This is a genomic window from Flavobacterium glucosi (assembly GCF_048286535.1).
Lineage (GTDB): Bacteria > Bacteroidota > Bacteroidia > Flavobacteriales > Flavobacteriaceae > Flavobacterium.
This window is the reverse complement of record NZ_JBLVPK010000002.1, coordinates 219,929-234,220: the sequence shown is the minus strand read 5'-3', so window position 1 is coordinate 234,220 and position 14,292 is coordinate 219,929. Positions and strand designations below refer to the sequence as shown.

Annotated in this window: 16 protein-coding genes; 2 read left to right on the top strand and 14 right to left on the bottom strand. The window is 35.0% G+C overall.

Annotation, left to right across the window (positions count from 1 at the left end):
- Positions 1-12: 12 nt before the first annotated feature.
- Both ACNQGD_RS04165 and ACNQGD_RS04160 read right to left on the bottom strand, forming a co-directional pair.
- Complete coding sequence (locus ACNQGD_RS04165; protein WP_417998405.1) at positions 13-576, bottom strand: Crp/Fnr family transcriptional regulator; 564 nt, start codon at positions 574-576, stop codon at positions 13-15.
- Between the two features lie 139 nt (positions 577-715).
- Positions 716-1,135, bottom strand: coding sequence for a DUF2452 domain-containing protein (locus ACNQGD_RS04160; protein ID WP_417994666.1), 420 nt, complete (start codon positions 1,133-1,135; stop codon positions 716-718).
- 327 nt (positions 1,136-1,462) lie between these two features.
- On the opposite strand from ACNQGD_RS04160, the gene ACNQGD_RS04155 reads away from it, so the two are divergent.
- Positions 1,463-3,793: a glycoside hydrolase family 3 protein gene (locus ACNQGD_RS04155; protein WP_417998404.1), complete on the top strand. Its 2,331-nt coding sequence runs from the start codon at positions 1,463-1,465 to the stop codon at positions 3,791-3,793.
- A gap of 6 nt (positions 3,794-3,799) precedes the next feature.
- Here the strand turns inward: ACNQGD_RS04155 and ACNQGD_RS04150 are convergent, their stop codons facing one another.
- The 6 genes from ACNQGD_RS04150 to ACNQGD_RS04125 all read right to left on the bottom strand — a co-directional run bounded on the left by ACNQGD_RS04150 (position 3,800) and on the right by ACNQGD_RS04125 (position 7,829).
- The gene (locus ACNQGD_RS04150; RefSeq protein ID WP_417994664.1) at positions 3,800-4,648 is read right to left on the bottom strand and encodes a DUF3078 domain-containing protein; all 849 of its coding nucleotides are present in this window, start codon (positions 4,646-4,648) and stop codon (positions 3,800-3,802) included.
- A 49-nt stretch (positions 4,649-4,697) separates the two neighbouring features.
- Complete coding sequence (locus ACNQGD_RS04145) at positions 4,698-5,207, bottom strand: DUF2480 family protein (protein WP_417998403.1); 510 nt, start codon at positions 5,205-5,207, stop codon at positions 4,698-4,700.
- Positions 5,208-5,287: 80 nt separating this feature from the next.
- The gene (locus tag ACNQGD_RS04140; protein ID WP_121343070.1) at positions 5,288-5,614 is read right to left on the bottom strand and encodes an SUF system Fe-S cluster assembly protein; all 327 of its coding nucleotides are present in this window, start codon (positions 5,612-5,614) and stop codon (positions 5,288-5,290) included.
- 110 nt (positions 5,615-5,724) lie between these two features.
- Positions 5,725-6,144 (bottom strand): SufE family protein, encoded by a 420-nt coding sequence (locus ACNQGD_RS04135; protein ID WP_417994662.1) that lies wholly within the window; start codon positions 6,142-6,144, stop codon positions 5,725-5,727.
- A 23-nt stretch (positions 6,145-6,167) separates the two neighbouring features.
- Positions 6,168-6,602 carry a hypothetical protein gene (locus tag ACNQGD_RS04130; protein WP_417998402.1) on the bottom strand — a complete coding sequence of 145 codons (435 nt, stop codon included), beginning with the start codon at positions 6,600-6,602 and terminating at the stop codon, positions 6,168-6,170.
- A gap of 12 nt (positions 6,603-6,614) precedes the next feature.
- Entirely contained in the window at positions 6,615-7,829 is a 1,215-nt protein-coding gene (locus ACNQGD_RS04125) for an aminotransferase class V-fold PLP-dependent enzyme (RefSeq protein WP_417998401.1), read from the bottom strand.
- A gap of 426 nt (positions 7,830-8,255) precedes the next feature.
- Between ACNQGD_RS04125 and ACNQGD_RS04120 the strand changes: the two genes are divergently transcribed.
- Positions 8,256-9,602, top strand: a complete 1,347-nt coding sequence (locus ACNQGD_RS04120) for a serine hydrolase domain-containing protein (protein WP_417998400.1) — start codon at positions 8,256-8,258, stop codon at positions 9,600-9,602.
- 73 nt (positions 9,603-9,675) lie between these two features.
- Here the strand turns inward: ACNQGD_RS04120 and sufD are convergent, their stop codons facing one another.
- From sufD to sufB, 6 genes are all read right to left on the bottom strand, one after another.
- Positions 9,676-10,992: a Fe-S cluster assembly protein SufD gene (gene sufD, locus ACNQGD_RS04115; RefSeq protein ID WP_417994658.1), complete on the bottom strand. Its 1,317-nt coding sequence runs from the start codon at positions 10,990-10,992 to the stop codon at positions 9,676-9,678.
- A 98-nt stretch (positions 10,993-11,090) separates the two neighbouring features.
- Positions 11,091-11,438 (bottom strand): four helix bundle protein, encoded by a 348-nt coding sequence (locus ACNQGD_RS04110; RefSeq protein WP_417998634.1) that lies wholly within the window; start codon positions 11,436-11,438, stop codon positions 11,091-11,093.
- Between the two features lie 76 nt (positions 11,439-11,514).
- Complete coding sequence (sufC, locus tag ACNQGD_RS04105) at positions 11,515-12,267, bottom strand: Fe-S cluster assembly ATPase SufC (protein WP_416842285.1); 753 nt, start codon at positions 12,265-12,267, stop codon at positions 11,515-11,517.
- 12 nt (positions 12,268-12,279) lie between these two features.
- The gene (locus ACNQGD_RS04100; protein WP_417998399.1) at positions 12,280-12,552 is read right to left on the bottom strand and encodes a Txe/YoeB family addiction module toxin; all 273 of its coding nucleotides are present in this window, start codon (positions 12,550-12,552) and stop codon (positions 12,280-12,282) included.
- Positions 12,543-12,746 (bottom strand): DUF2683 family protein, encoded by a 204-nt coding sequence (locus tag ACNQGD_RS04095; RefSeq protein WP_417998398.1) that lies wholly within the window; start codon positions 12,744-12,746, stop codon positions 12,543-12,545. The genes ACNQGD_RS04100 and ACNQGD_RS04095 overlap by 10 nt, the downstream gene beginning before the upstream one ends.
- 20 nt (positions 12,747-12,766) lie before the next feature.
- The gene (gene sufB / locus ACNQGD_RS04090; RefSeq protein WP_417994655.1) at positions 12,767-14,215 is read right to left on the bottom strand and encodes a Fe-S cluster assembly protein SufB; all 1,449 of its coding nucleotides are present in this window, start codon (positions 14,213-14,215) and stop codon (positions 12,767-12,769) included.
- Between the last annotated feature and the right edge of the window lie 77 nt (positions 14,216-14,292).

Here is a 14,292-nt window from a genome sequence, read left to right as displayed (position 1 = left end):
ATCTATATCACGTTAATGCGACAAACGGCTCAATGTTTCTCTGGAAATTCCCAAATAGGATGCTATTAAAGTTTTAGGAATGCGGTGAATCAAATCCGGATATAATTGGATAAATTGCGTGTACCGTTCCTCTGAATTCTTGCTCATCAACGATAGAATTCGGTTTTGAAGCGCAATATTTCCGGCAGTCATTTTTTGCAAAAAGAAGAATTCCATTTTCTGCAACTCGGCACACAATTTTTCTCTATTATCAAGAGTGATATAATAGGTTTGTGCGTCTTCTAAGCAGTCAATATTGAGCGTGGCATTCTGGCTATTATAAAATCCCTGGTTATCTGTTATCCACCAGTCTTCCATGGCAAATTGCAAAATATGATTCTTGCCCGATTTGTCAATATAAAAAGATTTCATCAGCCCTTTTACCACAAAATGAACATACGGAACAGGATTTTGCTGTTGAATAATATATTGATGTTTTTTATAGTTACCAACCGAAAAGTGAGAAAGTACAAATTGAAATTCATCATCTGTTAATGGTACAATTTTCTCTATTTGTTGTCTTAAAATTTCTTCCATACCTCCATGTGTTATTACCGGGATAAAAATACGATTAAAAAGAATGATTAAAAATCTTTACAATCGCAAACATAAATAACAGAAAATTTTTGTACAATTTTTTGATCAAATTGAAAACTACATTCTCGGTTATTTTATTTTAATAAAACTGCGAATCTTGTGCATTCAGGAGAATCCATTTTTTATCACTATTCAGTTTAAAGGTACCAATATGTTCCTTGTTCCATTCATTAGGCCCTATCAATGAAAGAAAATTTACGCCTGTGGCATCTCTGTACAAATGATAAATTTCACCAATAACAGGCTCAAATGAAAATTTAGCGCTGTACACTAATTCATTCCATTCGTATTCTTGCATCAACTTTTCATATTGCAGTTTCAGTTCATTGAATTTATTTCCAAACTCTTTATTCACATTGTCAATCCCTCTACTTTTCCAAGAAACCACATCGCCAACCCTGATTACCGGTGCTCCAACATTGGTAGCGTAAGGCAATACATTCGCATTAAAACCTTTTTCAACTGAATAGACTACATTATCTGGTTTTTTATTTTTCATCAAATTTTAATTTATTTTTTCCAATTACGTACTAATGAATCAATCACTACCGTTTCATTTACAATCTTTACAATGAGTTTAAAATGTTTATTGCTGAAACATTTTTCTATGTTTATTGATATTTTTGTTTAATAATTTTTGCGCAAAGTTAAACAAATAATTCAAATCGCCATTACAATTGAACTTTTGGAGGGCGATAATTAATTTTGTTTTAACTTCTTATTCCAAAACTAAAAAAAAATATTTTTTTCAATGTGTCGTAATAACACATTTATTTTTTACATTTGGAAGACTATAAAAAGCTATCAGACTGATAAATAAACCATCATGAAATCAAAAATCCTTATACTCCCTTCTCTGCTATTAGTAGTTTTCTCTTTAAAAGCGCAAACCAAATGGACCGAAACGATTAAAGACTCACATACTATTATCCAAAATAAAAGAGGACAAACATTAGGCTATTCGCCAAAATCAGGTATTATAATCATCCAAATAGATGGTTTGGCTTTTAAAGACCTTAACAGAAATGGGAAATTAGATATTTATGAAGATTGGAGAAAACCGGTAGCAGATCGGGCCAAAGATCTTGCTGCTAAAATGACGGTAGAGCAAATGGCCGGATTAATGTTATACAGCAGGCATCAAGCGATTCCGGCACAAGAAGCTGGAATGTTTGCCGGGACGTATAGTGAAAAACCTTTTTCTAAAAGTGGTGTAAAATCATCTGATTTGTCTGACCAGCAAATTGCATTTTTAACCAAAGATAATTTACGTCATGTGTTAATGACTTCTGTTGAAAGTCCAATAATTGCAGCAAAATGGAATAATAATATACAAGCATTAGTCGAAGGTATTGGAATGGGAATTCCTTCTAACAACAGTTCTGACCCAAGAAATGGAGCCAATAAAGATGCCGAATACAATGCAGGTTCGGGTGGAGCTATATCACAATGGCCCGAAGAATTAGGGTTAGCCGCTACTTTTGATGCCGCTATCACGGAACAATTTGGTGCAATTGCTGCCAAAGAATACAGAGCTATGGGAATCACCACAGCGCTATCCCCACAGATTGATTTGGCAACAGAACCAAGGTGGAATCGTTTTGTGGGTACTTTTGGCGAAGACCCAAAACTGGCGACAGCTATGGCAAGAGCTTATGTAGACGGATTTCAAACGTCACCAAAATCGATTAAATCTTATGAAGGATGGGGAAATCAAAGCGTTAACGCGATGGTTAAGCACTGGCCAAGTGGCGGTCCGGAAGAAGGAGGACGTGATGGACATTTTGCTTATGGAAAATTTGCGGTCTATCCGGGAAATAATTTCGAAACGCATTTAAAACCCTTTACCGATGGTGCTTTTCAGTTAAAAGGAGCTACTAAAAAAGCCTCAGCAGTGATGCCGTATTACACGATTTCGTATGGTCAGGATAAAAAATACGGTGAGAATGTGGGTAACGGATTCAGTAAATACATTATTACAGATTTGTTAAGAGACCAATACGGGTATAATGGAGTCGTTTGCACCGATTGGTTGATTACCTCAGATGAAGGACCTAAGCCAGATATTTTTTCAGGGAAATCTTGGGGTGTTGAAAAATTAAGTATTGCCGAAAGACATTATAAAGTCCTAATGGCGGGTGTAGATCAATTTGGCGGAAATAATGATATTAATCCCGTGCTGGAAGCGTACCAAATGGGTATAAAAGAACACGGAGAACCATTTATGCGCAAGCGTTTTGAGCAATCTGCAGTTCGTTTGCTTTTGAATATTTTCAGAGTGGGATTGTTCGAAAACGCCTATTTAGATCCTAATGAGACCAAAGCTATCGTGGGAAATCCTAATTTTATGAAGGCCGGATATGACGCGCAATTAAAGTCAGTTGTGATGATTAAAAATCAAAACAAAACGTTGCCAATTGCAAAAGGAAAGACCGTTTACATCCCAAAAAGAGTTACTCCAGCAGGAATCAACTTTTTTGGTCAGCCGTCTCCTGAAAAAATTGAATATCCGGTTAATTTAGAATTGATTAAAAAGTATTATACCGTAACCGAAGATCCCAATAAAGCGGATTTTGCTATTGTATTTATCAAAAGCCCTATCAGTGGCGGATACAGCAGAGCCGACAGAGTAGCTGGTGGAAATGGATATGTGCCCATTAGTTTGCAATTTAAAGACTATACCGCTACAGAGGCAAGGGCGCAAAGTATTGCTGCTGGAGATCCTGTGATTGATCCCACGATTACCAATCGTTCGTATTTGAATAAAACGTCAAAATCAAATTCGTACCCAGATTTAAACACGATTCTGGAAACTAAAAAAGCGATGAATGGAAGACCGGTATTGGTGTCTGTGAATATTTCTAATCCAATGGTTTTTGGAGAATTTGAAAATGAAGTCGATGCAATCGTGGGAGAATTTGGCGTACAACTTGAAGCTTTACTAGATATTGTTTCGGGTAAAACAGAACCTTCCGGATTGTTGCCTTTACAAATGCCATTGAACATGACTACCGTTGAAAAACAACTGGAAGACGTTCCTCACGACATGATGCCCTATAAAGATGCTACTGGAAATGTATATGATTTTGGTTTTGGACTAAACTGGAAAGGAATAATCAAAGACGCCAGAACTACAAAATACAGCGTTAAGAAATAAGTTTCTTTAAAAACCGTAATTAACGCCTAAACCAAACACTTCTCTTACCTGAACGGCTTGAACGGAATTGTCATCATAAATTGCCTGAACAGCCACATTTGCGGACAAGTATTTATTGATTTTCAGGAGCAAATTCATTTGATAATCCACATCAATATTTTGTGGATTATCTAAGTAATTAGAATACAAATTCAATCGGTTTTCAATAGATACATTGGTCATCACATTGAACTTGTAATAGGCCGAAATACTGGCTCCAAATTCAAATCGGGAAGAATCGCCTTGAAGTACTCCAAAAGAAGGGCCCAATTCCGTAAAATGAGGATGAACAATAATTAGTTTAGCCGTTGCCGGAGAAAAATTGACACTCAAATTATTGCTTTTTTTCCACAACATTCCTGGCCCCAATTGGGAATAAGCAGGAGAGAAAAAATGGGATATTTTCTCGTCATTTTTGTCTAATCCGGTATCCATTTGAGTCTTGAAATTGAAAAACAGCGAATAGTACCATTGCCCTTTGGCTTTCTTTCCCCAAAGAGAATTCAATTCCAAACGATCGTCTGTTTTTGCAGTTTTTTCGTCTCCTTTTATTTTGGTTAAACCGTACGCTAAAATGAACTTATTATCCCAAACGATATCTTCTTTTTTATAATTGAAGTCGTAATTTAATCCAAAATTCCCCGCAATATTTGAAGTTCCGCCACCCAGCCATTGCTTGTTGTAAGCCGATTGATTAAAAAGTAAAGAGATATTTCCTTTTTTTGTCCAAAGTTTTGTAGTGTCTTTTGAAGTTTCTTGCGCATGAATAGAAATTATGGCCAAAAGCAATACTAAAGAAAAAGCTATTTTTTTCATGTCTTTATATTTTAAATACTACAATTAAAGTATAAACAAACACAATGTATTAGTCCTTTTTAGGCGCTTTGTACAATGGAACGGCAGAGCAAGCTTCGCCATACATAATGCTTCGTGCAAAAGGCTGCAAGTAATGCGCAGCTAATACGTAAGCCCGCATTGGAACCGGTTTTTTGGAGCATCCTTTTATAATAACAGGTTTGTTTTCATAAACTGAATAATCAATTTTAGACAGTAACTCTTCATAAAGAGAAGCGTCTAAATCTTCCAAAGTCCCATTAATGATTTTCTTTGCAAATGGCGCTAATTGAATCGCAACCAAAATAGAAGCCCAAGCCGGAACAATAGCATCGGTACTGCAATGAATGGCTACGTACTGATCTTGATATTGGGACCAATCATGATTTTTAAGGTCTTCTCTAAAGTTTTTTTCTTTTAATAAAAAACCTTCCAAAAGCCATTGTGAAATATCGATTTGCGTACGAATCCCTTTTGGATAATAATCTTCGAGATCGAAAACTTCCAAAACACTATTCGCTACTTTATTTATTATTTCCATTTTTATGTCTTAAAGTCGAATGTCGAAAGTCATAAGGTCAACTACTTTGAGACTTTATGACTTTAGACATTAAGACTAATTTAAAGCATTCCCAATTCTAATTTTGCTTCTTCGCTCATTAAGTCTTTGCTCCAAGGCGGATCAAAAGTGATTTCTACTTCAGCATCTTTTACATTGGTAATCGATTTTACTTTTTCTTCCACTTCTCTTGGTAAACTTTCTGCAACGGGGCAGTTGGGCGAGGTAAGAGTCATCAGGATTTTTACTTCATAATCGGTGTTGACCATCACGTCATAAATCAATCCTAACTCGTAAATATCTACAGGAATCTCCGGATCATAAATGGTTTTTAATATTTTTACGATTGATTCTCCTAATTCAGTTGTGTCTATAATTGTTTCTTCCATTATTTTAGTTTAAAGGTTAAGGTTTAAAGTTGCGAAATGCACTTCAAAATTTGTTAATCAGTAGAGCTTTTATATTTTCTTAAATTACTTATATGGTTTAAAACTCTTAATTAATGTTGCGTGTTGAATGCCAAAGCATACATTTTTATATTTTTTATCATCGATACTAATCCATTGGCGCGCGTTGGTGATAAATGTTCTTTCAAGCCTATTTCATCAATAAAACCCATATCGGCTTCCAGAATATCAGACGCTTTTTGATTGGAAAAAGTACGAATTAATATCGCTATAATTCCTTTTGTCAAAATGGCATCGCTATCGGCAGTGAAAACAATTTTACCATCGATTTGCTCTCCTTGTAACCAAACTTTTGACTGACAGCCTTTAATCAGATTATTTTCTGTTTTAAATTCCTCTTTAATCATAGGAAGTTTTTTGCCTAATTCGATCATGTATTCATAACGCTCCATCCAGTCGTCAAACATAGAAAACTCATCAACGATTTCTTCTTGTATGTCCTTTATTTTCATAGTATGCTGAATTTATTTCAGTATTATTCTTTTTTAACAAACGAATTTATTTTATGTACGAACTTCTTAATTTCTTTTGGTGGAAAACCATGATCAAAACTAGTCGTTTCATACGTTTTGTCTTTGAAGGTGATTTTCAAATTAGCAATAGCCGCACCGTCATGAAAACGTTTTTCAGTTGGCGCTTTTAACTTGGACAAACTATCCAATTGCATCGTTTCAAAACAGTCTACGAGTTCTTTCCAGTCGGCATCCGATATTTTTGTTGGTACCGGTTTGTCATTTCCATCTCTATTCTTAGAAATAGTAACCATTTGATTTTTTACCGTTATTTTTTGATAAAAACCTCTGGTGTTGGCTTCATATTCAATTACAACATTCCTGATTTCTTGTGCTTGAGCACTTTTACATCCTTTTCCAAGAAAAATGGTCAGCAACAATAAAGAGAGTACCTTCATATTTTTAAATTTTTAAGATAACATGAGTTGCGCTTTTTTAATAGCTTCCACCATAACATCAATTTCTTCTTTGGTATTATAAAAAGCAAATGATGCTCGTATCGTTCCCGGAATACAAAAGAAAGTCATGATAGGTTGGGTGCAGTGGTGGCCGGTTCTTACGGCTATCCCTAATTTGTCAATTATCGTACCAATATCATACGGGTGAATGCCTTCAATATTAAACGAAATTACGGAAGTTTTTTCCTTGGCTGTGCCAAAAATTTTCAACCCTTCAATTTCTAATAAACGTTGGGTTCCATATTCCAATAATTCTTTTTCTTGTTGTTGAATGTTTTCAAAACCAACTTCATTCATATAATCAACCGCAGTTCCCAGAACAATTCCTCCGGCAATATTGGGTGTTCCGGCTTCAAATTTATGGGGCAATTCAGCATAAGTCGTTTTCTCGAAAGTCACTTCCTTAATCATTTCTCCTCCACCTTGATACGGCGGTAATTTATTCAACCACGCTTCTTTTCCGTATAGAATTCCGGTTCCTGTAGGACCACACATTTTATGCCCTGAAAAAGCATAAAAATCACAGTCTAATTCCTGAACATCTGGTTTCAAATGTGGAACAGCCTGTGCGCCATCAATCAAGATCGCCGCGCCAACTTCATGCGCTTTGTCAATCATATATTTAATTGGATTGACAGTTCCCAGTGCATTCGAAATGTGATTTACGGTTACGATCTTCGTTTTATCAGAAAGTAATTTGTCATATTCTGACATGATTAATTCACCATCTTCATTCATTTGAATTACGCGCAAAGTCGCACCTGTTTTCTCGCACAACATCTGCCAAGGCACAATGTTACTGTGGTGTTCCAATGCCGAAACTAAAACTTCATCGCCTGGTTTCAAAATCGAAGCAAATCCATTGGCAACTAAATTAATTCCATGCGTTGTTCCCGAAGTAAAAAGTACTTCATGAGCAAACTTCGCATTGATGTGATTTTGAAGTTTCCCACGTGAAATCTCATACGCATCAGTTGCTAATTGACTTAACGTGTGCACGCCACGATGAATATTGGCATTAATTTCCTGATAATATTTTGAAATTGCATCAATCACAACTTGTGGTTTTTGCGATGTAGCACCGTTGTCGAAATAAACCAATGGTTTTCCGTTTACTTTCTGGGAAAGAATAGGGAAGTCGGCTCTAATTTTATTGATATCTAACATGTAATCTGCTTGTTTTTTTATTGTTTTTATTGGTCAGATAAAACGCCAATAAGTATCGTTTTTTTAGATAAACTAATTTGAAATTAGTCTTTCATTATTTAGAATTTTTCTAAATACAAAAGTAATGAAATTGAAATTAATTTTCGGCAAACACTTGTTAATAAAAGTTATTACTATTTACGATTTAGAAAAATAAAACATTCTGTAAAGCTTCGTTTTTGGTAAATAGGAAGATTTTATGAAACAATTTCGCTTTATAAATTTAACCATTAAAAAATTAAGAAAAATTAAGTATTAATTCTTAATGAACTTAATTTCTTAATGGTTTAAATAAAATATTTTTTCACAGAAAAATCACTTTACAGTCATTATTACTGTTTCAAAAATGTGGTTCTTTTTTATTAAATTGCTTAAAATTAATTTTTTATGAAAAAATTATTCAAGCTCGTTGGTTTTGCTTTTTTTATCGGAATCTTTTATTTTGGCTTTAGCACTTATCCAAAACTGGATTTAATTTCTGGCTTTTCAGCCAAAAGTATTGCTTCGGGATATTTTATTGATAATCGTTCGCAGGAAATGATTGAGAAAGGTGACAATGATATTGACATGATTGACTTGGCCAAAAATAAAATTGAAGACGCCGGAAAGTTTGCCGTTGCTTCGGTTTATGGTTTGAAAGAACGAAAAGCAATTTATCGCGAAGGTTTGGGCGCCACTTTAATCAACGATGATTTTGATGAGATAAAGCCGTATTTGGTTCCTAAAAGAACAAAACAGAACAATGATTTACCTTTTCCGTATGGAAATAAGGAGCCTAAAGACACGGTTTTTAGTACCGTTGATTACGCCAAATTAAATGCTGCTGTTGCCAATACTTTTGATAAAAAAGGCTTTGTTGACAAAAGAACGCGTTCTCTTCTGGTTGTTTATAAAGACAAAATCATTGCAGAAAAGTACGATACCGGTTTCGATAAAAGCAGTAAATTATTAGGTTGGTCGATGACTAAAAGTATCACTAGCGCCATGTTTGGAATTTTGGAGAATCAAAGAAAATTTGACATTGATGATCCTGCGCCAATTGAGGAATGGAAAAATGACAACCGAAAATTGATTACTACAAACGATTTGCTTCACATGAATTCCGGGTTACAATGGGTGGAGGATTACGCGACTATTTCTGATGCCACCAAAATGCTCTTTCAGTCTGAAGATATGACTCGCTCGCAATTAGAAAAACGGGCAGAATTCAAACCAAATACGCATTGGAATTATTCTTCGGGAACTACAAATTTGCTTTCCGGGATTTTGCGGAAGCAGTTCAAAACGCATCAGGAATATTTAGATTTTTGGTATTCTGCGCTAATAGATAAGATAGGAATGAACTCGATGGTAATCGAAACGGATATGGCGGGGAATTATGTAGGTTCGTCCTACGGTTGGGCTACAACACGCGATTGGTCAAAATTTGGATTGTTGTATTTGCACAAAGGCAATTGGAACGGCGAACAAATTTTCAACGAAAGTTGGGAGAAATACACTGCAACTCCTACAAATACTTCTAAAGGAAGATATGGCGGACACTTTTGGCTCAATGTCGGCGGACATTTTCCCGATGTTCCAAGAGATATGTACTACTGCAGCGGTTTTCAAGGTCAGATGGTGGCGATTATTCCGTCACTTGATTTAGTGATTGTAAGAATGGGCTTGACCGAAGAACCTGAATTTGATTTTAATGGAATGTTGAAAGAGATTGTGGGGAGTTTGAAGAAATGACTGTATTAAAAAACCCTTTCAGAGTTTAAAACTCTGAAAGGGTTGCTATTAAAATTTCTTTCTTATAAACGGATTACAAATCAAATCCCAATTTCACGCCCAATTTATTGGCGATAATGGTGGTAATTCGTTTTTTGAGTTCCGGTATTTTGATGTTTTCAATAACGGCATTCGAGAACGCATACATTAATAACGCCTTGGCTTCTTTTTTAGGAATTCCACGCGCTTGCATGTAGAACATTGCCGTTTCGTCTAATTGTCCAATGGTACAACCGTGAGAACATTTTACGTCATCAGCAAAAATTTCCAATTGTGGTTTTGCGTTTATTGTAGCCTTGTCACTCAATAGAATGTTGTTGCTTTTTTGGAACGCATTTGTTTTTTGAGCATCTTTCTCCACGTACACTTTTCCGTTGAAAACGCCTGTAGAACGATCGGAATAAATTCCTTTATAATCCTGAAAACTTTCGCAATTTGGAGTCGAATGTTTCACTAGAGTATGATGATCTACGTGTTGTTTTTCGCCAATAATTGTAATCCCGTTTAAGGTACTTGTCAATCGTTCCCCAAAGTGATAAAAATTCAAATTGTTTCTCGTTAAGTTTCCTCCAAAAGAGAAGGTATGAACGGAAACATGACTTTCTTTCTGTTGAGAAACAAACGTATTGTCAATTAAATTTGCTTCAAGCGCATCGTTTTGAATTTTGTAATAATCTACGATAGCGTGTTTTTGAGCAAAAATCTCGGTAACGGAATTCGTTAACACGGGATTTTCGGTTAAACTTTGGTGGCGTTCAATAATTTGAACATGTGAATTTTCACCCACAATCACCAAGTTTCTTGGTTGAACCAAAAGCGCTGCTTCATTTCCAGTTGAGAAATACATAATCTCAATAGGCTTGTCGGCTACTTTGCTTTTCGGAATGTGGATATACGCTCCTTCAATAGCAAAAGCTGTATTCAAAGAAGTCAAACTTTCCTCTTTGCTGGCAATTTGATTAAAATAATCATCAATGATCATTTTGTATTTTGGCTTTGTCAGTGCCGATGACATCAAACAAACATCAATTCCGTCGTGTGTTGTTGACGATAAATGCGAACTGAAAATGCCGTCAATGAACACTACTTTATAAGTGTCTATCTCATGTAAAAAGTATTTCTTTACGTGGTTGAATTCAACTGCATTTTCTTGCTTTGGAAAAACGGTAAAGTCATTTTTTAAGATGGCGTTTAGCGAAGTGTATTTCCAAGCTTCGTCTTTTTTGGTTGGGAAACCTTTATTTTCAAAGTTTTTTATGGCGGTAGTTCTCACATCATGAAGTTCAGAGTGAACATCGACACGCTCTTCAAATGCCATAAAAGACGATAGTAATTTTTCTTTCAATTCCATTTTAATTTAAGTCTTAAAGTCTTAAAGTCAAATGTCTTAAAGTCGGTATAAGTATAAAATAGCTGATCCAACTATTCTTGACTTTCGACTTTTGACTTTTAAACTTTACGACTAGATTCTAAGTATTTAATAAAACCACTTAACAATTTTGATATTTCTGTTACTGATTCTAAAAGTTTTTCAAATTCTTCTTTATTAATATAATCCAAATCAAATGCTAAATATAATTGAGAACGTACTTCTCCAGCGGAAGCTTTTGCAACGTATAAAAAGTAAACAAACTCTTTGTCAGTATTTCTCTCAAACCCTTCAGCGATATTTGATGATATAGAAATTGAAGCCCGTCTAATTTGTCTAATGAAATCAAAGTCTTTGTTGAAATTTGTATTTTCAGTAATTAGGTAAATTCTTTTATTAAAAACTCTTGCTTTTTGCCAAGAATTAATTTCTTCGCAAGAACTAAATTTCCCTATTACTTTTTTCTTTTGACTTTATGACCTTAGACTTTTGACTATTTTATTTTTAAGCTTCTTGTTCTTGTTTAATCCAGTCGTATCCTTTTTCTTCCAGTTCGTGCGCTAATTCTTTTCCACCGGATTTTACAATTTTTCCGTTGTATAATACATGAACAAAATCAGGAACGATATAATCTAATAATCTTTGGTAGTGCGTAATAACTACGATTGCATTTTTGTCGCTTTTTAGTTTGTTAACCCCATTTGCAACAATACGCAAGGCATCAATGTCAAGTCCAGAATCGGTTTCGTCAAGAATAGCCAATTTTGGTTCTAACATTGCCATTTGGAAAATTTCGTTACGTTTTTTCTCTCCACCCGAAAAACCTTCGTTTAAAGAACGAGAAAGAAATTTTCTGTCAATTTCTAATAATTCTGATTTTTCACGAATCACTTTTAGCATTTCGTTGGAAGGCATTTCTTCCTGACCGTTTGCTTTACGCGTTTCGTTAATCGCTGTTCTAATGAAGTTAGTTACTGAAACTCCCGGAATTTCTACTGGATATTGAAAAGATAAGAACACTCCTTTGTGCGCTCTTTCTTCTGGTGCCAATTCAGAAAGGTCTTCTCCGTCCAAAGAGATTTCGCCTTCGGTTACTTCGTAGTTTTCGTTTCCTGCAATAATAGACGCAAGGGTACTTTTTCCAGCACCGTTTGGTCCCATTATCGCGTGAATTTCTCCTGCTTTTACTTCAAGATTGATTCCTTTTAATATTTCTTTGTCTCCAATGGAGGCGTGTAAATTTTTTATTGATAACATTTGTTTCTTTATTTATTCGTAATGACCTTTTAATGATAAAATGTCTAATATTTCAATTGTATTTTCTTCTGTAATTTTATAGATGATGCGATGTTCTTGATTTATTCTTCTTGACCATCGACCAGTCAAATGATGTTTTAATTGCTCCGGTTTTCCAATTCCTTCAAAAGGATGTAGCTGAATGTCTTCGATTAAATCGGCGATTTTTTTTAAAACATTCTTGTTTCCAGATTTAATCCAAAAATCAAGATCTTTTCTGGCTTTTTGAGTAAATACTATTTGCACAAAGCACGTATTTCTTCCATCGTCATTTTTATCCCTTTGCCGTCTTTAATACTTTGTTCGGCTTCCAAAATTTCTTTTATAAATTCTGGATTATATGGTTTTTCTTCTTCTACAATTTCAAAACCAAGCGATTTTGCCAATGATTTTAACACTGGAAAATCTTTTTTCTTTACATTTTTTAAAACCAGATCCATAACTATTTAGATTTAAAGGGTTATCCCACAGAACCTTCCAAGCTAATTTCTAATAATTTTTGTGCTTCTACTGCGAATTCCATTGGCAACTTATTCAATACGTCTTTACTGAAACCATTTACGATTAAAGCAATGGCTTTTTCGGTTGGAATTCCACGTTGGTTGCAATAGAAAACTTGGTCTTCGCCAATTTTACTTGTCGTAGCCTCATGTTCGATTTTTGCCGATGGATTTTTACTTTCGATATAAGGGAACGTATGTGCGCCACAATTATTCCCCATTAACAAGGAATCGCATTGTGAAAAGTTTCTTGCATTATCTGCATTTGGTCCAATTTTAACCAAACCTCTATAGCTGTTTTGTGATTTTCCGGCAGAAATTCCTTTAGAAATAATGGTCGATTTAGTATTTTTACCTAAATGGATCATTTTTGTTCCGGTATCGGCTTGTTGGAAATTATTGGTAACAGCAATCGAATAAAATTCTCCTGTTGAATTATCTCCTTTTAAAATAACAGAAGGATATTTCCAAGTTATCGCAGAACCGGTTTCTACTTGTGTCCAAGAAATTTTTGCGTTTTTCTCGCAAATTCCTCTTTTGGTAACAAAATTGAAAACGCCTCCTTTTCCTTCTTTATTTCCAGGATACCAGTTTTGTACGGTTGAATATTTTATTTCGGCACCGTCTAATGCAATTAGTTCCACTACAGCAGCGTGTAATTGATTTTCATCACGACTTGGGGCTGTACAACCTTCTAAGTAGGAAACATAACTGCCTTCGTCAGCAACTAATAATGTTCTTTCGAATTGTCCTGTTCCTGCTTGATTGATTCTAAAATAAGTCGAAAGTTCCATTGGGCAACGAACGCCTTTTGGAATATAACAGAAAGATCCATCAGAGAAGACTGCCGAATTCAGCGCCGCATAAAAGTTGTCTTTTTGTGGTACAACCGTTCCTAAATATTTACGAACTAATTCTGGATGCTCTTTGATGGCTTCAGAAATACTCATAAAGATAATTCCTTTCTCCCCTAATGTTTTCTTGAAAGTAGTCGCTACTGAAACTGAATCAACTACAATATCCATGGCTACATTATTCATCATCTTTTGCTCATCGACTGAGATGCCTAACTTTTTATACATTTCTAAAAGTTCAGGATCTACATCGTCCAATGTTTTATTAGGATCTACCGCTTTTGGGGCAGAATAATAAGAAATGGCCTGAAAATCAGGTTTGGTATAATGCACATTAGCCCATTCTGGTTCCGTCATTAGTTTCCAAGCACGAAAAGCCTCCAGACGCCAATCGGTCATCCATTGTGGCTCTCCTTTTTTGTGCGAAATGGCCCGAACGATATCTTCATTTAAACCAATAGGAAACGTTTCTGATTCTAATTCGGTATAAAATCCGTATTCGTATTCTTTAGTTTCGAGTTCGATTTTTAAGTCGTCTTCTGTGTATTTTGACATAATTTTATTTTTTAAAACCATTAAGAAATTAAGCTTTATTAAGGCTTAATTAACTTAATTTCTTAATGGTTTAAATC